The 19342-nt window shown below is 64.3% G+C and carries 17 protein-coding genes; 3 read left to right on the plus strand and 14 right to left on the minus strand.

Annotated elements, in window-relative coordinates; all coding sequences use genetic code 11:
• Positions 1–2: 2 nt before the first annotated feature.
• From IPK75_15465 to IPK75_15515, 11 genes are all read right to left on the minus strand, one after another.
• Complete coding sequence (locus IPK75_15465; protein MBK8199747.1) at positions 3–1751, minus strand: acyl--CoA ligase; 1749 nt, start codon at positions 1749–1751, stop codon at positions 3–5.
• A 96-nt stretch (positions 1752–1847) separates the two neighbouring features.
• Complete coding sequence (locus tag IPK75_15470; GenBank protein MBK8199748.1) at positions 1848–2435, minus strand: hypothetical protein; 588 nt, start codon at positions 2433–2435, stop codon at positions 1848–1850.
• Between the two features lie 30 nt (positions 2436–2465).
• Positions 2466–3116 (minus strand): hypothetical protein, encoded by a 651-nt coding sequence (locus tag IPK75_15475; protein MBK8199749.1) that lies wholly within the window; start codon positions 3114–3116, stop codon positions 2466–2468.
• A 121-nt stretch (positions 3117–3237) separates the two neighbouring features.
• Positions 3238–5160 carry a 1-deoxy-D-xylulose-5-phosphate synthase gene (locus IPK75_15480; protein ID MBK8199750.1) on the minus strand — a complete coding sequence of 641 codons (1923 nt, stop codon included), beginning with the start codon at positions 5158–5160 and terminating at the stop codon, positions 3238–3240.
• 36 nt (positions 5161–5196) lie between these two features.
• Positions 5197–6093: a polyprenyl synthetase family protein gene (locus tag IPK75_15485; protein ID MBK8199751.1), complete on the minus strand. Its 897-nt coding sequence runs from the start codon at positions 6091–6093 to the stop codon at positions 5197–5199.
• Positions 6094–6108: 15 nt separating this feature from the next.
• Positions 6109–6354 (minus strand): exodeoxyribonuclease VII small subunit, encoded by a 246-nt coding sequence (locus IPK75_15490; protein MBK8199752.1) that lies wholly within the window; start codon positions 6352–6354, stop codon positions 6109–6111.
• An 87-nt stretch (positions 6355–6441) separates the two neighbouring features.
• Positions 6442–7044, minus strand: a complete 603-nt coding sequence (locus IPK75_15495; GenBank protein ID MBK8199753.1) for a histidine phosphatase family protein — start codon at positions 7042–7044, stop codon at positions 6442–6444.
• 116 nt (positions 7045–7160) lie between these two features.
• Positions 7161–7937: a signal peptidase I gene (gene lepB, locus IPK75_15500; GenBank protein MBK8199754.1), complete on the minus strand. Its 777-nt coding sequence runs from the start codon at positions 7935–7937 to the stop codon at positions 7161–7163.
• 153 nt (positions 7938–8090) lie between these two features.
• Positions 8091–9176, minus strand: coding sequence for an MBL fold metallo-hydrolase (locus IPK75_15505; GenBank protein ID MBK8199755.1), 1086 nt, complete (start codon positions 9174–9176; stop codon positions 8091–8093).
• A 53-nt stretch (positions 9177–9229) separates the two neighbouring features.
• Entirely contained in the window at positions 9230–10192 is a 963-nt protein-coding gene (locus tag IPK75_15510) for an rRNA pseudouridine synthase (protein ID MBK8199756.1), read from the minus strand.
• A 4-nt stretch (positions 10193–10196) separates the two neighbouring features.
• Positions 10197–11969 carry an acyl-CoA dehydrogenase gene (locus IPK75_15515; protein MBK8199757.1) on the minus strand — a complete coding sequence of 591 codons (1773 nt, stop codon included), beginning with the start codon at positions 11967–11969 and terminating at the stop codon, positions 10197–10199.
• 118 nt (positions 11970–12087) lie between these two features.
• On the opposite strand from IPK75_15515, the gene IPK75_15520 reads away from it, so the two are divergent.
• From IPK75_15520 to IPK75_15530, 3 genes are read left to right on the plus strand one after another with little or no spacing between them, the layout of a single operon-like run.
• The gene (locus tag IPK75_15520) at positions 12088–12822 is read left to right on the plus strand and encodes a polyisoprenoid-binding protein (protein ID MBK8199758.1); all 735 of its coding nucleotides are present in this window, start codon (positions 12088–12090) and stop codon (positions 12820–12822) included.
• The gene (locus IPK75_15525) at positions 12819–14015 is read left to right on the plus strand and encodes a cytochrome b/b6 domain-containing protein (GenBank protein MBK8199759.1); all 1197 of its coding nucleotides are present in this window, start codon (positions 12819–12821) and stop codon (positions 14013–14015) included. Before IPK75_15520 ends, IPK75_15525 begins: the two co-directional genes overlap by 4 nt.
• Positions 14016–14059: 44 nt before the next feature.
• A complete protein-coding gene (locus IPK75_15530; protein MBK8199760.1) occupies positions 14060–15007 on the plus strand; it encodes a threonylcarbamoyl-AMP synthase in 948 nt (315 codons plus the stop codon).
• 5 nt (positions 15008–15012) lie between these two features.
• On the opposite strand, the gene IPK75_15535 is transcribed toward IPK75_15530, so the two are convergent.
• From IPK75_15535 to IPK75_15545, 3 genes are all read right to left on the minus strand, one after another.
• Complete coding sequence (locus IPK75_15535) at positions 15013–15225, minus strand: DUF3126 family protein (GenBank protein MBK8199761.1); 213 nt, start codon at positions 15223–15225, stop codon at positions 15013–15015.
• Between the two features lie 85 nt (positions 15226–15310).
• Positions 15311–16123, minus strand: a complete 813-nt coding sequence (cysE, locus tag IPK75_15540; GenBank protein MBK8199762.1) for a serine O-acetyltransferase — start codon at positions 16121–16123, stop codon at positions 15311–15313.
• An 83-nt stretch (positions 16124–16206) separates the two neighbouring features.
• Complete coding sequence (locus IPK75_15545) at positions 16207–19332, minus strand: efflux RND transporter permease subunit (protein MBK8199763.1); 3126 nt, start codon at positions 19330–19332, stop codon at positions 16207–16209.
• Positions 19333–19342 lie beyond the last annotated feature (10 nt).

The raw sequence follows: 19342 nt of genomic DNA on the forward strand, positions 1-19342 counted from the left end.
GGTCAGGCTTTCGTCTTGAAGCGTTCGCGCAGTTCGGCTTTCAGGATTTTCCCGTTGGCATTGCGCGGCAGCGGTTCTGTCAGGAACTGGATTTCCTTCGGCACCTTGAAGGCAGCCAGCTGGCCGGCGACATGCGCGCGCAGTTCCGCTTCGCTCGCCGTCTTGCCCGGCTTCAGCTGGACCACCGCGCCGACCTCTTCTCCCAGCACCTTGTGCGGAATGCCGACCACGGCCGCGTCCATGACGGCGGGGTGGTCGTACAGCGCATTCTCGACTTCGATGCAGTAGATGTTCTCGCCGCCGCGGATCAGCATGTCCTTGGCGCGGTCGACGAGATAGAGGAAGCCCTCTTCGTCGATGCGCGCAAGGTCGCCGGTGACGACCCAGCCATCGCGGAAAGTTTCGGCGGTGGCATCCGGGCGGTTCCAGTAGAGCCGGCAGTTCATTGGTCCCTTGCACCAGAGCTCGCCCACTTCGCCGGGCGGTAAAGTTTTGCCCTCGGGATCGCAGATCTTCAACTCGACCGCGCCGGGAGGCGCGCCGGCGCTGGAAGGGCGATGGACGTAATCTTCGCCGATATTCAGCGTTGCGGTCGCGCAGGTCTCGGTCATTCCCCAGCCATTGCCGGGGGCGACATCCGGGAAGCGCTTCTTGATGGTCGACACGAGCTCGGGGGCCGAAGGCGCGCCGCCATACGAGATCACCTGTATGCTTGAGAGATCGAACTTGTCGCGGTCGGGGTGCTCGAGCAATTGCCACGCGATGGCCGGCACTCCGCCTACGGACGTGACCTTTTCGGCTTCGATGATCGGCAAGGCCTGCCCGGCGTCCCATTTGTACATCGACACGATCTTGTCACCGCGGATGGCCGACGGCACGAGGATCGCAAAGGCGCCGGTGGCATGGAAGAACGGGACCGCGAGCAGCGTGGCGCGCATCGCGTCCGGATCCGGCGCGGGGATGGCTTCGCCCTTGCGCAGGAACATGCGCGCCTGGCAAGTCATCGAGTTGAACATGTTGGAAAGGACAGCCCGGTGGGTCGCCAGCGCGCCCTTCGGCTTTCCGGTGGTGCCCGATGTGTACATGATGGTCGCGTCGTCTTCGGGCCCCAGTGCCACCCCCAACGCACCGGCGTCCGGCAGTTTTGCCCAGTCGTTCGGATGTCCGACGACCGGATCGAGCGATGACACGCGCGGATCGGCAATCTCTTCGGCCGAGTCGCGCGCGATCAGGATGTGCTTCAGGTCCGGCAGGCGGTCGAGCTGCCCGCGGATGCGCTCGTAGATCTGCGCGTCCATGATGGCGGCTTTTACGCCTGCGAACGAGAGGCCGTATTCCAGTTCTTCGGCGGTCCACCAGGAGTTCATCGGCGTCGCAATCGCCCCGAGGTTCAGGGCGGCGTAGAAGCCCAGCGGCCACTCCGGATAGTTGCGCATGATGACGGCGACGCGGTCGCCTTTGGTCACGCCGCAGGCCGTCTTCAGGTGGTGCGCCAGCTTGCGGGCGGCGAGCTGCATTGCCCGGAAGGTGACCCGCTCGTTTTCGTATACGATGTAAGTGCGATCGCCGAACTGTTCGGCGGCAGCGTCGAGGATCGCGTTGATCGTCGGCGGCGCGTTCTTGTACACCTTCATCGGCACGCCGCGGATCACGGCATCTTCGAGTTCGACCGGCGACCCCTCGCCCGCCAGGGCTGCGTTGGCTGCGGCAATCGTCATTGCAGGCCAGTTTGAACTTGCGCCTTCGGCCATGTGCCGTCTCCTCCGGATGGTTTCTCTGCACCCCACAAATCATGTCCCGCCCGCCGTTTGAAGGGCCAGCGGCTGAAAATGACATGCCGGCAGCTTTCAGGCGCTGCGTGCCTTGAGCACGGCTTCAAGCCCCATGTGCGGGTCAAACCGCCGGGGCCGCGCGTTGACGGCCCATGACAGAAGCAAAGGCAGGCTGAAGGCAATCAATCCCAGCTTAAGCACGGCCGACAGCGAAACGTTTCCGGGCGCGATGGGCAGGAAGGCTACGACCAGCGCCAAGAGGGCCAGCGAACCGAGCGCGAAGGCGAGCAGCAGGAGATAAAGTGCAGGTTGTTCACCGGCCTGGAACTTCGCTTCCGGATTTGCCGCCGCCACACCGCGCACCACTTCCCGGATGAGCGGGAAGAAGGTGTCGGACCGGTCTTCGAAGTCTGCGAAGCCCTTGAAATGCAGGTTGGTCAATGTGAGCTGCGAACGGGCGCCGGTGAGTTCCATCAGGAATCGGCCGGTCTGGAACCGGCCCGGCGCGAAGGCGAGCCGCACCGAGCGGATGTTCGCGTACGGCACACGGAAGACGACGGCGCCCCCCTCTGACACCCGCTCGAGAGCGCCAGGTGTTGTCCGCCACACGGCCTCGGATTTTTCGATCACCGACGCCCTGTGGCGGTATTCCACTGTGGTCATGTCCCGTCCCCTATCGGGGACCAGGCTAGATCACTTTCCGAAATCGCAAAAGCGCAGGTTGCGGACGGTGCCATCGCGGTCGGTCACCGAATAGGCGCGTCCGGTCAGGTTGGAGTCGTCGCAGAGATAGCCGATCTGGTACATCGCCAGCAGCTCTTCGTTGCCCGGCAGGATGTCGTTGGCGACCATCAGGTCGATAGCGCTCTGGTGACGGCCGAGACGCATCATGGCGAGGAACTGTTCGGACCGCGCCGAATCGACGGAATCGATGATGGCGATGTCGCGCGCAACGGCGGCTTCGGTTCCCGGCAGTTTGGCAGATGCAAGGGAGGCTGCGGTCGTCGACGGGAAGTCGGCGATCACTTCGCCGAAATATTCGACAGCGCCTTCGCTGTCATAGCCGGTGGGCGAGGCGCTGAGGTCACCCAGCTTGTAGAGCACGTCCGAACGCTCGATCGGCGTCAGGCCGGTATCGCCGACGAGTTGCATCAGGCGCTGGATGGCGGTCGGCGTATTGCCGGCATTGACCAGCTCGTCGGCAGTCTGCATCGCGAGTTCGAACTGCGACGGCACAACGGTCTGCGAAGCACCAGGCTTGGGGGCGGTCGAGGTGTCCGGCGACGAGGCACAGGCGCCCAGTACAAGCGCAGAGGCGACGGCGAACAGGATAGGACGAAGCATCGGTTTTCTCCGTGGGGAATCAGGAACGAGCGCCAGAATGAGCCTGCGCCGCGCCTTGCTTAGCTTGCCAAGCCAAGCGGCGACAGGGCCGAACTGAGGTGAAACTGTGGCGCCGGGGGCGTTAAGCGCGGGCGGCGCGTTCGATAGCTGAAAGGTCGCCCCGGCCAAGGGCTTCGATGGCACGCGCGGCGATGTGGCGGGCATTGAGGCCGGCCGTCTCATACATCGCAAAGGGCGTGTCCTGGTCCTGGAAAATGTCGGGCAGTGTCATCACCCTGACCTTCAGGCCATTATCAATCGCGCCGGCATTGGCGAGGTGTTCCAGCACGAAGCTGCCGAAACCGCCCCGTGCGCCTTCCTCGATCGTGATGAGCACTTCGTGGTTTTTCGCGAGGCTCTCCACGAGTTCGCCGTCCAGCGGGCGGGCGAAACGGGCATCGGCCACCGTAGCGCTGAGCCCCTGGGCCGACAGCATGTCGGCGGCCTTCAGGCATGCCTGAAGGCGGGTGCCGTAGGACAAGATCGCGATGGTCGTGCCTTCGCGCACCACCCTGCCCTTGCCGATTTCCAATGCTTTCAGGTCGGCGGGGATTTTCACGCCGATGCCTTCGCCGCGCGGATAGCGGATCGAACTCGGGCCATCGTCGATTTCCGGCGCCGTTTTGACCATAAGTGCCAGTTCCGCCTCGTCGCCGGGGGCCATGCAGACAAAGCCGGGCAGCGCGCCGAGATATCCGATATCGAAGCTGCCGGCATGGGTTGCACCATCGGCGCCAACAAGTCCGGCGCGGTCCATTGCAAAACGCACGGGCAGCTTCTGGATCGCAACATCATGCACGACCTGATCATAGCCGCGCTGCAGGAACGTCGAATAGATTGCGCAGAAGGGCTTCATGCCATCGGCGGCGAGACCGGCGGCGAAAGTGACGGCGTGCTGCTCCGCAATACCCACATCGAAGTGTCGCTCGGGAAACCGAGCGCCGAAAATGTCCGTGGACGTACCGGATGGCATGGCGGCGGTGATGGCGCAGATCTTGTCATCCGTTTCGCCGAGCTTGGCGAGCGTCTGGCCGAAGACCTTCTGGTAGGACGGCGGGCCGGCGGCGCCCTTGGCCTGTTCACCAGTGATCACCGAGAACTTGGACACACCGTGATACTTGTCGGCCGAGTTCTCGGCCGGCGCGTAGCCTTTGCCCTTCTGGGTAACGACATGCAGCAGGATGGGACCGTCCTGCATCGCCTTGATGTTCTCGAGGATCGGAATGAGCGTATCGAGGTCGTGCCCGTCGACCGGGCCAACATAGTAGAACCCCATTTCCTCGAACATCGTGCCGCCCATGGCGAAACCGCGCAGGTATTCTTCGGCACGGCGGGCGGGCGACTCCAGACCCATGGGGGTCACCACCTTCTTGGCGAAGCGGCGTAGGCCCCGGTATGGGCGCGACGAGACGAGGCGCGAGAAGTAGTGGCTCATCGCGCCGACTGGCGGGGCGATGGACATGTCGTTGTCATTCAGGATGACGATCAGGCGCGACTTGTCGGCGCCGGCATTGTTCATGGCTTCGTACGCCATGCCGGCCGACATCGAGCCATCGCCGATCACGCAGACGACATGGTTGTCGCCGCCTTGCAGGTCGCGCGCCTTGGCAAAGCCGAGTCCGGCCGAAATGGAGGTCGAGGCGTGGGCGGCGCCGAAGGGGTCGTAAATGCTCTCGGACCGCTTGGTGAAGCCGGACAGGCCGCCCGGTTGGCGCAGGGTGCGCATGCGGTCGCGGCGACCGGTCAGGATCTTGTGCGGGTAACATTGATGGCCGACATCCCAGACGAGTTTGTCGTCCGGCGTGTTGAAAACCGAGTGGATTGCAACCGTGAGTTCAACCACGCCGAGGCCGGACCCCAGATGGCCCCCGGTTACCGACACGACATCGATGACCTCTTCGCGGACTTCAGCGGCGATCTGCTTGATTTCCGCCCGTGATCGGCCCTTCAGGTCGGACGGGGAATTGATGGAATCAAGCAGCCGGTTAGGTCTGGTTTCAGTCATCACGCGTGATCTTCTCGGGTTGTGGGCCAGACCGTTTTAACGCGGTCTGTTCAACACATAATCGACCGAATGCAGCAGGATCACGGCCTTGTCACGGAAAATCGCCAAATGTTCCTTGGCTTGAGCCGCAAGGAGGCGCACCCGCTGGCGGGCGCCGTCAACGCCGAGAAGGGACACAAAGTTGGCTTTTCCGGCCGGTTGGTCGGTGCGGAGCGGCTTTCCGGCGACGTCTTCATCGCCTTCGGCGTCAAGGATGTCGTCGGCGATCTGGTAGGCGAGGCCGAGGTCATTCGAGAACCCGGCCAGCGCGTTGCGCTCGGCCTCGCGCGCATGACCGATGATCGCGGCGGCTTCGGTGGCATAGGAAATCAGTGCGCCCGTCTTCAACCGCTGCATGCGGGTAATCGTGTTCAGATCGCGCGGGCTGTCATGTTCCAGCATGTCGATCATCTGGCCGCCGACCATGCCCCTCGCGCCCGATGCATCTGCGAGGCGTTCGATCAGCTGGATCCGGATCGCCGGATCGTCATGAGTCTCGCTGGACGCCAGGATCTTGAACGCGAGGGTGAGCAATGCATCACCGGCGAGAACGGCGGTGGCTTCGTCGAACGCCTTGTGAACGGTGGGCTGTCCGCGCCGGAAGTCGTCATCGTCCATGCACGGCAGGTCATCGTGAACGAGCGAATAGCAGTGCACGCATTCGAGGGCGGCAGCTGTGCGCAGGAGCGTTTTTTCCGAAGCGCCGAACATGGCGCCGGTCTCCAGCACGAAGAACGGCCGCATGCGCTTGCCGTTGGCAAGCGCGGCATGTCGCATCGCGCGCATGAGGTTGGCTTCAGGGCCGCTGGCAGGCGGGATCAGCTGGTCGAGCGCAACCGTCACCCGGTCTGCAACTTCCTTCAGCCTCTGCTCAAAACCCGCAACTTCCCCCATATCCCGCGCAGGCTCTCAATCAAAATTCGCGGGTTCGGTGGCCGGGCCGCTGGCACCCTGCACAATCTGTTCGACCTTCAGCTCGGCCGACTTGAGGCGCGACTCGCAATGCGCCTTCAGCGCAGCGCCGCGCTCATAGATCGAAATCGACTTTTCGAGGTCAACGTCACCGGCCTCGAGCTGGCGCACGATGCCTTCAAGTTCGGCCAGCGCTTCTTCGAAACTCATCTTCTCGACGGGGCGGGTCTTGGTGTCAGCCATCTGCAAAGGTCGTCCTCGGGTCGGGGTGGCTCTGGTTCTAGAGCCCGTATCGCGGGGCGACAACCGAAATACGGTCCCCGCACACGTTTATCGCCCGCGGTACTGGTAGACGCGGTAGCTCCAGTAGCGGTCGCCGCCGTCTTCGACACAGACCCAGCCGAGGCGGCGCAGCTCCGGGCGAAGCATGCGATTGAACCAGCCATGGGCCGCCAGGTAGACCTTGCCCCGCTCGGACGCTTCATGCAGCCGGAGCGCAGCGATCTTGGCGCGCAGCTGCGCCTCGGATGACGATTCGCCGTCGAGGGAATGACCCGCCAACCAGGCGCCGCGCGCCAGCACGTTCCACGTTTTCGGAAGGGCGCGGACGCCGGCCACCTTGGGCGGCGGCAGAGGCGCTTCGTTGAACACCGGATCGTGCGAGGCCGGCTTGTGCGGCAGTGCCTTGCCGGCCGTTTGCTGCGCGCGCAGGCGGCCCGAAGCGAAGACCACGTCGGCGTCCGCCACGATGTCCATGAGAGCCTTCGGAGCCTGCTGGCCGTCAGCAAGCGGGCCCGCCTCGTAGCGGCTCCACCAGTCGATGTATTCACGCCAGCCCAGACGCGGCCCTGCCCGCCGGTCCAGCGCCGGACGGCCATGCCGCGAAATGATGATGGGACCTCGCGGCGACCCAGCCGATGTCGTTTCTGGCATCGTCCTTCCTCGTCGTGGGTGTTTCGTCAGGGGCCCCTTGCCCGCCCCTTCCGACTAATGGGGTTGTCGCGCCGGAGCAAGCGCCGAGCGTGGACCGACAGGGCCGGATTGCAGCCTCAGAGCGGGCGCCAGACCCGTTTCCGGCACGGCACATTGTCCTGCAGCTTGCAGCGGTGGAACGTCAGCAGCACCGTGTCAGCGCGCCCGATCAGGTGATCGACCGGCACGAACCCGATGGACGCATCGTCGGGATTGCCGCGCACAGGGCAATCGGCGCGGTCAATGACGCCGTTGATCGGCGGGCAATGGCCCGACGGCTCGCGGCTGTCATAGGAATTGTTGCGGTTGTCGCCGATCATGAACAGGTGGTCTTCAGGCACCACGAACAACAGCGAATCCGAGACCGGACGGCCCCTCAGCCCGCGATGGGTGATCCAGCTGCGGTCGCCGATGGTCTCCTGCCATTCCTGGACCGTCTCAATCACAGCTTCCTTGTCGGGCACATAGCGCACGTCCCGGATGTACTCGGACTCGACCGGTTCGCCGTTCACGATGAGGGTTTCGCCGAGAATCTGCACCGTATCGCCAGGCAATCCGATCACGCGCTTGATCATCACCCGGTCGGAATGAGTGTGCTCGAACACGACGACTTCCCCGCGTTCCGGCAGGCTGGGGAAAAAACGGCCGTGGCCGAGCGGCAGGTAGCGGCCGAGGCTCAGCGGCAGCGAGTAGCGCCCGTAGCCGAATGCGAACTTCGCCACAGCCACGCGGTCGCCGACTTCGAGGGTCGGCACCATGCTTTCGGACGGAATCACCCGTTGCTCGTACAGGAGGCCGGTGAACAGGAGGAATGCCGGGGCGACGATCGCCAGTGTGGCACCCCATTCCTTCAGCTCGCGCTTGACCTTGTCCCAGGTGGACGCCGGCGGCGTGGGCTGCGACGGGACGTCGATTTCGCTCGGCATTCGGACCTCAAAGCTCGGTTGCGGGCGCAGTCTTAGACGAAAAGCCTCCGCGCTGCGAAGGCGAAAACGCCGAACGGACTGTTATTCGCCCGGTTGGGCCACATGCGCGAGCCCGTAGCGGGTCACCCCGTCGGCCGAGAGGTCGAGGGCCAGTTCCCCGCGATGCTTGAGGTAATTCAGGTGCGCCAGCGCCTCGCCTGTGGCCATGCTGAGCTCGTCGCCGTCAATGGCGCGGCCAAACACCGCAACGAAGGTATCCAGCACAGTGGCAGGCCCCTTCTCGAGCCGGTTGCGCAGGCGCGTCAGCGCCACTTCGTGACCGTCGATCAGGTGCTGGAGGCGCTTGTGGGCGCCGGTGAACGGCTCGTTATGGGCCGGCAGCACGAGGCAATCTTCCGGCACGGCGGCCATCAGCTTGCGGCAGCTGTCCAGCCATTCCTCGAGCGGATCGGCCTCCGGTTCGGTCGGGTGGACCGACACGTTGGACGAAATGCGCGGCAGAAGCTGGTCGCCGGAGATCAGGATGTTGCGCTCGGGGCAGTAGAGACAGACGTGTTCCGGCGAGTGGCCGGCGCCTGTGATGACGCGCCAGGTCGCGCCCGCCATCTCAAACTCGTCGCCATCCGAGAGCCGGAAATACCCGTCCGGCATCAGGCTGACGCCCCGGCCGAAGCCGCCGAAACGGGCCTTGTAATTGTCCAGCGCCTTTTCGCTCCACCCGGCGCGGCGGTAGAATTCCAGCGCCTGCTTTGGCGCCTGCCGGCCGGTATCGGCCACCAGCATGCGGCAAGTGATGTATTCCAGCCGGCTCATCCACAGCTCGGCGCCGTACTTGTGGCAGAGCCAGCCGGCGCTGCCGACATGATCGGGGTGCATGTGGGTGATGATGACCCGCTTGAGCGGCTTTTCAGGCGTCACGCGCGCATCCAGCAGCTGGCGCCAGGCGCTCTTGGTTTCCGGAAGCGGCAGGCCGGTGTCGACGATGGTCCAGCTGTCGCCGTCGTCAATGAGCCAGAGATTAATGAACTTCAGCGCGAACGGCAGCGGCATCCGCACCCATTCGATGCCGGGCGCGATGGTCAGCGTGGTCGCGATATCGGGGGTCACATCGCCCAGCGGGTAAGCCAGTTTGGGGCGCTGACGCGGGGCTGATTCAAATCCGTCCATACGGAACGATATACCTCATGTAGGACAGGTCGAGCCGTCACGCAGGGTCAAGATTACTTGATGGGCGACCGGGGCCGGGGCGGCAGTTTGGTGCGGCGGAACCCTTCCCCGGTCAGGCCGTAAGAGCGCGTCTTGTACGGAACTTTGGGCGCCAGCTCGGAAGCCACTTCCTTCGATTTCGCGCCCTTGCGGGCCTTGGGGCCAGGGGCCGGCGCCTTTTTGGCGGCCTTGGCGCTTTCGGTCTTGCCGACGCTGGCAGCGACCAGGGCGGCGCGTTCCTTGTGGCTCAGGGGGCGCCACTTGCCCTGTGGCAGGCCGCCCAGTTCGATCGGGCCAACGCGGATCCGCTGCAGGTCAACGACGCGCAGGTGGACCAGCGAACACATCCGCCGGATCTGGCGGTTGCGCCCCTCGTTCAGGATGAAGCGCAGCGTGTCCTCGCCCTCGGCATTGACCTTTGCGGGTCGCAGCTTGCGGCCATCGAGTTCGAGTCCATGGCGCAACAGCGCAAGCTTTTCAGGCGTGATCTCGCCGAGGACTTTGACGACATATTCCTTGTCGACATCACTCAGGGGGCCGATCACGGCCTTTGCGAGCACACCATCTTCGGACAAGATGAGCAAGCCGCGCGAGTCCTTGTCGAGCCGCCCGAGCGGCGCCATCTTGTTGTTGCGGCCCGGAATAGCGGGCGCCTGACCGACCAGCGTTTTCTCCGTGATCAGACGAATGGCCGGCGTCTCGCCCGGCTCCGGCGTTCCGGACACATAACCCACCGGCTTGTTCAGAACGATCGACAACTGGTTGTCGAGCTTGTTGGCCGCCTTGGCGTTCAGCTTGATCGTCTGGCCCGGCAGGATGCGCTCGCCGAGTTCGGTGACGACCTTGCCGTCCAGTTCGACCAGACGCTGCTCGATCAACGCATCGGCTTCGCGGCGCGAGCATACGCCTTCGAGCGCCAGCCATTTGTTGATCCGTACCGGCTCGGCGCCGTCGTATGTCTTCGTCCAGGCGGCCATGTGACTATCCGATCCCGAACAATGCGCGGCTGTTGGCAAGAAACCGGTCGCCGCCTTCGATGATGCCGGGCACGCGGCCCGGCGCTGCGGCAAGGGATGTTTCCGCGAAGAAACCTGCAAGCGCCGTCTGGCGTGCGCGGAAGTCAGCATCCATGCTGCGCGAGGCCAGCGCAGCGCGCGCCAGGAAGTGCCCGCCGATCACGTCACCCGCAAGCGCAAGGTAAGCAGTCGCACCGGCAAGCGCCTTGTCCTGCTCTTCGTCTTTCATTCGCGCCAGCATCCAGTCGGTCGCCTCGGCGAGCGCTTTCGAAGCAGCCCAGAGCCGTTCGGCCAGCTGCACGAATTGCGGATCGTTCGTCGAACGCGCGAGGCGGACGGTCTCGTCGATCTCCGTCAGCATGGCACGCATCGACGTGCCACCATTGCCGGCGAGCTTGCGCCCGACAAGATCGATGGCCTGGATTCCATTGGTGCCTTCATAGATCGGCGCGATGCGCGCATCGCGGTAGAGCTGCGCGGCGAGTGTCTCGCTCATGTAGCCCATACCGCCGTGCACCTGCACGCCAAGGCTCGCGACATCCACACCCATGTCGGTGCTCCAGGCCTTCGCAATCGGCGTCAGCAGGTCTTCGCGGGCCTTTGAGGCGGCGCGGATCGCGGGCACGTTGGAGGCGTGGGCAAGATCGGCCGCCACACCGCAGGCATAGCAGATCGCACGGGCCGCTGCGACGCGGGCGCGCATGGTGATCAGTGTACGGCGCACATCGGCATGGTGGAGGATTGGCGCAGCGCCGGCCACACCATCCGCTTTTCCCTGTTTTCGTTCCTGCGCATAATTGAAGGCCGCCTGATAGGCCGCTTCGCCCAAGCCGACGCCTTCGAGCCCAACGTTCAGGCGCGCCGAGTTCATCATCGTGAACATGCACGCGAGACCCTTGTTGGCCTCGCCGATCAGCCAACCGGTCGCGCCGGCGTATTCCATCACGCAGGTCGGGCTGGCATGGATCCCGATCTTTTTCTCGAGGCCGATGCAGCGCACAGCGTTGCGCGCGCCCGGCGAGCCGTCTTCGTTGACGATGAACTTCGGCACGATGAACAGCGAGATGCCGCGCGAACCCGCCGGAGCCCCCGGCAGGCGCGCAAGCACGAGATGGATGATGTTGTCGGTGAGGTCGTGGTCACCCCAGGTGATGTAGATTTTCTGACCGGTGATCGCGAAGCTGCCATCGGGATTCGGCACCGCCTTGGTCGACAGCGCGCCGACATCGCTGCCGGCCTGCGGCTCGGTGAGGTTCATCGTGCCGGTCCAGTCGCCAGAAACCAAGCGCGGCAGGTAGGTCTGCTTCTGCGCGTCCGTGCCATGCGCGAGCAACGCCTCGATGGCGCCCTGGCTCAGCATGGGGCACAGGCCGAACGCCATGTTCGCGGCGTGGAACATTTCCATCACGCCGAGCGCCAGCGCGCGCGGCAGTCCCTGGCCGCCCCAGGCTTCCGGGGCCGCGAGCCCCATCCAGCCGCCGGAGCGGAAGGCATCATAGGCGGCCCTGAAGCCGTCCGGCGCGATCACGCCGTCCGCCTCAAGCCGCGCGCCCTGCGAATCGCCAACCGGGTTCAGCGGCGCCAGAACATCCCGCGCAAGCTTGGCCGCCTCTTCGAGGATTGGCCCGACGATATCCTCATCATAGGCCTCCAGTCCCGGCAGCCCCGCGACCTGACCCAGGCCCGCTACAGCCTTGAGAGAAAACTCGATTTCGTCCGTCGGGGCGTCATAAGCCATCGGTAGTCCACGTCTTGGATAGGTGTTATGCGAGGCCAGTGATAATGAATTGGTTCAAAGATCGAAAGTCTGCACTACTTTCGCGGCCGACCCGTTGGGCATTTTGGAGACGAACACAATGAGACTTTTCCTGATTTCCGCCAGCGCACTCGCGCTTGCCGCGTGCGCCCCCACGACCGAGGCGCCGGCAACCGATGCCGCGCCGGCGACCGAAACGACCGAGCCTGCCGCCGCGCCGGTTGAAGAACTGCCGCTCGGCGCTGCCGGCACGTACACGGCGGACCCCTGGCATACGTCGGTAACCTGGCGCGTGAAGCACCTTGGCCTGTCGAACTACACGGCACGGTTCAAGACGGTGAACGCCACGCTGCAATTCAATCCGGGCGACCTCGCCGCGAACTCCGTGGAAGTCATGATCGACCCGCTTTCGGTCGAAACCGACTTCGCCGGCGACTACAAAGGCACCCACCCGGACAGCCCGTATGCCAGCTTCAACGAGTCCCTCGGCAAGAGCCCGGACTGGTTCAATGCCGGCGCGTTCCCGCAGATCACCTTCAAGTCGACCGGCGTGACGCAGACCGGCGCGGCAACCGGCAAGGTTACGGGCGACCTCACCTTCCGCGGCGTGACCAAGCCGGTGACGCTGGATGTCACTTATAACGGCATGGTCCAGCTGCCCTGGACGCCGGGACAGGACCGCATTGGCTTCTCTGCAACGACGACGCTGAAGCGTTCGGAGTTCGGCATGGACAGCAACCTCGAATTCATCGGCGACGATATCGACCTGCTGATCGAGACCGAGTTCCTGCAGGACAAGCCTGCAGAAGCCACCACCGAAGCTGCACCTGAATAATGTCTGACGCCGCTTCGTCACGGTACACCAGCGTTGCCATCGCCCTTCACTGGGCGATGGCGGCCTTGCTCGCCTTCATGATCTGGCTTGGCTGGAACATGGATGACAACGAAGCCCGCTACCAATTGCACAAGTCGATCGGCATTACGGTGCTGTTCCTTGCGCTGGCGCGGCTGGCCTGGCGCTATGCCAACCCGCCGCCGCCTCTTCCAGACAACATGGCGAAGATCGAGAAGACCGCATCGCATGCGGTCCATGTGGCCTTCTATGTCCTGATGATCGGCATTCCGATCATGGGCTGGTTGCTCGTCTCTGTCTCACCTTTTCAGGTTTCGACCGTGCTCTACGGCATGGTCAGCTGGCCGCACCTGCCCTTCCCCGACAGCTGGAAGAGCAAGGACCTGTTCGAAGTTGTCGAGACCATACACGGCAAGGGAGCCTGGCTCGTGATCGGATTGCTTGGCCTGCACGTCGCCGGCGCGGTGAAACACGAAATCGGCGCTGAAGACGGCGTATTGAAGCGGATGCTGCCGGGTCTGTTCGGCAAGGCGGCAGCGCCGGCCCTGCCCGCGCGCGGCGCCGTGTTCGCGTTTGGCGGAAGCCTCCTGCTGTTCGCAGCGATTGCGGCGATCCCGCTGCTTCCGCTTGGCTCAGGCAATGCTGCACCGGCCGGCGCACCCGCTGCAGCCACCAGCGATGTCAACTGGACCGTCGATTACGATTCCTCGGAGATCGCGTTCGAAGGCCTCTATGAAGGCAAACCCTTCGACGGCGAATTCGAATCCTGGACGGCCGAAGTCGCCTTCTACCCCGATGACCTCGCCCGATCTCACGTCAGCGTCATCATCGACGCCCGCTCGGCCAAAACGGGCAAGAAGCTATATGATGACAGCCTGAAGGGCGCCGAATGGTTCGACATGGCGGCTTTCCCGCAGGCGACGGTCGAACTGACAGATTTCAAGACCGCGCCCGGCGGCTACGAAGCGACCGCCACGCTGTCCGTGAAAGACGGCTCGGTGAGCATACCGCTTGCCTTCTCGCTCGAGATCGAAGGCGACCGCGCGAAACTTGAAGGCACCGCCGAGCTCTCACGCAAGGCGCTGAACCTTGGCCAGAAGTCGGACGCGTCGAACAGCTGGATAGCCGACAAGGTCGTGGTCACGGTATCCGGCCGGGCAGACCGCAAGGCGTAGTTGCCCCGTTTGTCGCCGAGCAGAGCAGTGATAAGGCGGGTCGGATGACCGCCCAGATCGTGCCCATCCTGCCAGAAACGATTGCCCTCGCCGCCGAAGTGCTGAGTGAGGGCGGCCTCGTGGCCATCCCCACGGAGACAGTCTACGGGCTCGCCGCCGACGCGGCCAACCCTGAAGCGGTCGCACGCATCTACGAAGCCAAGGGACGGCCGCGTTTCAATCCGCTGATCGCGCATGTCGCGTCGCTGAAGATGGCGGAAGCCGAAGCTGAGTTTTCTGATCTTGCGCGCCTGTGCGCCGAAAAGTTCTGGCCCGGCCCGCTTACGATGGTGCTGCCCGCGCGCCCGGGCGGCCAGGTATCTGACCTCGCGCGCGCCGGCCTCAACACGGTCGCGGTCCGCTGGCCGGCGCACCTCGCCGCGCGCTCACTTATTGCCGCATTCGGGCGGCCGCTCGTTGCACCGTCTGCAAACCGGTCAGGTCATGTGAGCCCGACCCGTGCCGAACACGTAATCGCCGATCTTGGCGACCGGATCGACCTGATCCTCGATGGCGGTCCGTGCGATGTCGGCATGGAGTCCACCATCCTCGGCTTCGAGGGCGAGGCGCCCGTTCTCCTCCGGCCAGGCGGTGTGCCGACAGCTGCCCTGGCCGACGCACTCGGCCGGCCGGTCCGGGCGCATAACGCAGACGCCGCCATCAATGCCCCGGGGCAGCTGAAATCCCACTACGCGCCAAACGCCCGCCTCCGGCTCAATGCCGACGCGCCGGATGCGGGTGAAGGCTATCTCGGGTTCGGGCCGGGCTCGGTGGCCGGCCTGAACCTTTCGCCGTCCGGCGATCTCGTCGAGGCCGCGTCCAAGCTGTTCGCCATGCTGCGCGCCCTTGATGCGCGGTTCGAGCGCATCGCGGTGTCGCCCATTCCCGGCACCGGGCTAGGCGAAGCCATCAACGATCGTTTGCAACGCGCGGCCTACCGCGAGGCAGACTGAAACGCTCAGCCGCCCGTGATGTCTTCCTTCAGGACAGTCATCATGAACTGGTAGGAGGTCTCGCCCTCGTCTTCGTCCTTGTAGACGACCGCGAGGAATTCGGCGCCGAGGTAGACTTCAAGCGAGTCATTCGCCTTGTCGCGGGCGAGCAGGCGCAGGCCGGGATTCAGCTTTTCCTTGAGATAGGCCTCAAGGCGCAACGTTTCTTCTTTGTTTATCATGGGAAATCCTGAACCAAATCAACACCGGGCAAGACTAGTCGCTTTGGGCCGCGCCGCAAAGTGCTGCACTGCAAGGTGACGGTCAGCTGGAGGCCTGGTCCGGAATGCCTTGGTCCATGGACTGCGCCGGCTGGCAGCAGCTCGGCCCACCCACCACCTTCGCGGGCACGCCGGCCACGGTGCAATGCGCGGGCACATCCTTCAACACCACACTGCCGGCAGCGACCTTTGCTTCATCGCCAACCGTGATGTTGCCGAGGATCTTGGCGCCAACGGACAGGAGCACGCCGCGCCCGATCTTCGGATGGCGGTCGCCGACTTCCTTGCCCGTTCCGCCGAGCGTGACACCGTGCAGCAGCGAACAGCCATCGCCGACAACCGCAGTTTCACCGATCGTAATGCCGGATGCGTGGTCGAGCATCACACCGCGCCCGATGCGGGCGGCGGGGTGGATGTCCACGTCGAACAGTTCAGACGCCCGGCTCTGGAAATGGAATGCCAGGGTTTCCCGTCCCTGCCGCCAGAGTTCGTGGGCGACCCGGTGCGTCTGCAAAGCGAGATAGCCTTTGAAGAAAAGGAAAGGCTGCAACATGCCGCGGCAGGCGGGGTCGCGCTCAAGCACCGCCTGCAAGTCGTCCTCTGCCATGGAGACGAGCGACGGCGCTGCATCGTAGATATCTGACACGACATGGCGCACCTGCTGCGTCGCCATTGCCGGGCTCGCGAGCTTTTCGGCCAGATGGTACGACAAGGCCTGTCCGAGACGGCCATGATTGAGGATCGCCGCATTGAGATAGCTGGAGAGCGAAGGCTCTTCTGCCGCCGCCGCCGTCGCTTCGAATCTCAGGCGTTTCCAGGCGGGCGCGGGCGCTCCGATGTCAGGATTGTCGATCATGAGGGGCTCCTGCGCCGTTGGTCAAAGCTACATGGCGCGTCCGCGGCGCGATTTCAACGAGTCCGGTCCGGGCGGCAGTTCGCCTATTCTGCATGCTGCATGTTTGCTGGTCTCGACCGGCCGCCGCGCCAGAACGGGCGCATCGTCGACAGGCGGAATACGGCCGGCGTGAAATACAGGGCCAGCAGCGCCGAACCGCCCACTCCGCCGGCGATACCGGCCGCCAGCGGCATCCAGAACGCGTCGCCCGACAGCAGGATCGGCACGAAGCCGCCCATCGTCGTCAGCGTGGTCGCGATGATGTGGCGCGTGGCGTCCATGACGACTTCGCGCTGCGCGATCACATCATCCGCCATCGCGGCCGGACTTCCCCGCAACAGGGACAACACGACGATGGTGCCGTTGATGGCGATGCCGAACAGGCCGAGGCTGCCGATGATTGCGTTGAAGCCGAACGGCAGGTTGAACAGCCAGACGCCGAAGAAGGCGAAGAACACCGACAGGATGCCCGTCGTCATGATCAACATCATCATGCGGAAGGAATTGAACACCAGCATCACGGCGCCTGCCATCACCAGCATCAGCGGCACACCGACCGCTGCGAGGTTGCCTACCGCATCGCCGGAATTCTCAGCCTCGCCGCCGATCAGCATGTCGTAGCCAGCCGGCAGCGCAAATCCGGAAGCGGCCAGCTTCTCCTGAAACTTTTCAAGGCTCGGCGCGGGCAACGTGTACGGATCAAGGAAGGCGAGAATCTGGTTCGTCCGCAGGCCGTCCCGGCGCGAGATGATGGCCGTCTTCGGCACAAGCTCCATCTCGCCGAGCGCCGATAGCGGCGTGCCTGTGTCACCCGGACGCGACCCGATGGTCTTTCCTTGAAGTTCGCTCAGGCTGGTGCGCCGGCTGTCGGACGAAATGATCCGCACCGGGAGTTCTTCAGTGCCTTCCAGCACAGAACCGGCGCGAACGCCTTCCAGTTCGGAATTGATGTTGGCCGCGAGTTCGACCAGACGACTGCCCGCAAGGCCGGTTGCCGACTCATCAGCTTTCAACCGCAGCGTCGGCGCGCCAAGCTCGAGCGAGGATTGGGCATAGGTGATACCCGGCGTCTCAGTCAGAACGGTGCGCACTTCGTTGCCGAGCCGGTTCAGGACCTCGAGGTCGGGTCCGCGCAGCACCAGTTCGATCGGCGCGTCAGCAGGCGGACCCTGCTCGAAAGGCAAGGCGAGGAACCGCGCCGACGGGAATTCGCGCCGCAATTGGCCCTGTACGTCGTCCACGATCTGCCGTGTGCGCTGGTTGCCATCCAGCTGCACCCAGCCATTCGCGAAACCTTCCACGCCGCGCGTGTTGTTGAAGGAGTTGTAATACACACGCGGCGACGGCTCTCCGAGAACCCATGTGACCGACTTCACGCCTTCATTCTGCTTGATCAGCTCGGTTGCCCGCTGCGTGATGGCCATCGTGTCGGCCAGGCTCGATTCGGCGGTCAGGCTCAGAGTCAGCTGGAACTGGTCACGCTCCGTCTGTGGAAAGAATTGCTGCGGCAAGCGCGTCATCAGCATCAGGCCGATGATGGCCGGCACAATGCAGATCACGATGCCGATCAGTGGAAACCGGATCACCGCCTCCAGGCTGGCGCGGTAGCCATCGGAAACGAAATCGACCGACACGCCATCGCGCCACCAGCGGCGCGGGCGGCGTTTCTCGCCCCGCTCCCAGCCGCGCTGCCGGTCGAACCAGCCGGCCATGGCCGGCACGAGAGTCACCGACAGAACAAACGACGCGACAATGGAGTAGATCACCGAAATGCCGATCATGCCGACAAACTCGCCTGCTGAGCCTGGCAGCATCGCGATCGGGGCGAAGGCGAGCGCTGTGGTCAGCGTCGAAGCGGCCAGCGGCGCAAATAGGTGTTTCAGGCTGCGGTCGATTGCTTCGAGACGCGACAGACCCTTCGCCCGCCACTGGTCGATGTCGTCGACGACCACGATGGCGTTGTCGATCAGCAAGCCAAGCGAGATAACCAGCCCTGTGACCGACATCTGATGGAGAGGCTGCCCAAAGATGTTGAACAGGATGAGCACCAGCGCGACCGTCAGCGGCATGGCCGTGCCGCAGACAAGCGCGGATCGCCAACCCATCGTGAAGAACAGCACGACGAACACGATCAGCGCGGAATAGCCGAGGTTTTGGGCAAGGCCGCTGAGGCGCGCGGTCGTATAGTGGCTCTGGTCGAAGACGATCTCGACCTTGATGCCCGGCGGCACGCCTTCCGCAAAGGTTTCGACGGCTCCGCGGGCCCCCTCCGCCCAGCGGTCAACGCGCTGGTTCGGCGATATATAGGCAGCTACCAGAACGGCGCGCTGGCTGTTCTCGAACGCCATCCGCGTTGGCGGATCCTCGTAGCCCTTCACGACGGTTGCCACGTCGCCGACGCGAAGAACGGACCCGTTCGGGGCTTGCAGCACAGGCACCGCGCGCACGCGAGATATGCTGTCCAGTTCGCCGCCCACTTCAACGCCGATGGTGCCGCCGTCGGTCCGCAACCGCCCTGCAGGCGATTTGGCATCGGCCGCCGCGATGGCATTGGCCGTCGCAGCCATACTCACGCCTGCGGCCGACAGGCGATCACCGTCCACGATGACGCGCACTTCCTCCGTGGGCATACCGAAAGTCTCGGTCAGCTCCGTCCCGTCGAGGCGGCGAAAGGCATCCTGCAGGTCAAGGCCGAGGCGGCGCATCACCGAAAGCGGCGCCTCGCCTTCACCGGTCCATGTCAGCGACACGATCATGGTGCTGGCGCCGACATAGAAGCGAGTGATCTCGCCGGGCGATGCGGCGGGCGGAAAGCTCTGTTGCGCCTTGGCGACTTGCTCGCGCACCAGCGTCCAGGCGTTGTCGACTTCGGTGACTGTGAGGTTTTCCCGGATATTGATGCTCGCCTGCACCACGCCCGCGCGGGCCGACGTTTCGACTTGTTCAATCTCCGGCAATTCCAGCAGCGCCGCTTCCAGAGGTTCGGCAACCAGCGCTTCCATCCGCTCGGCATCGGCGCCCGGAAGCGTGACGACCACAAGGCCGAACCGTTCGACGAGCGTCGGGTCTTCCTGACGCCCGAGTGAAAGAAGGGCACCGAGGCCGCCGAACAGGATCACGAGGATCGCAAGAACCGTCAGGCGGGGAAGCCGGAAGAACAGCGTGCGCATTTGCGAGCGT

It is taken from the genome of Acidobacteriota bacterium, from assembly GCA_016712445.1.
In the GTDB taxonomy this organism is placed as follows: domain Bacteria; phylum Pseudomonadota; class Alphaproteobacteria; order Caulobacterales; family Hyphomonadaceae; genus Hyphomonas.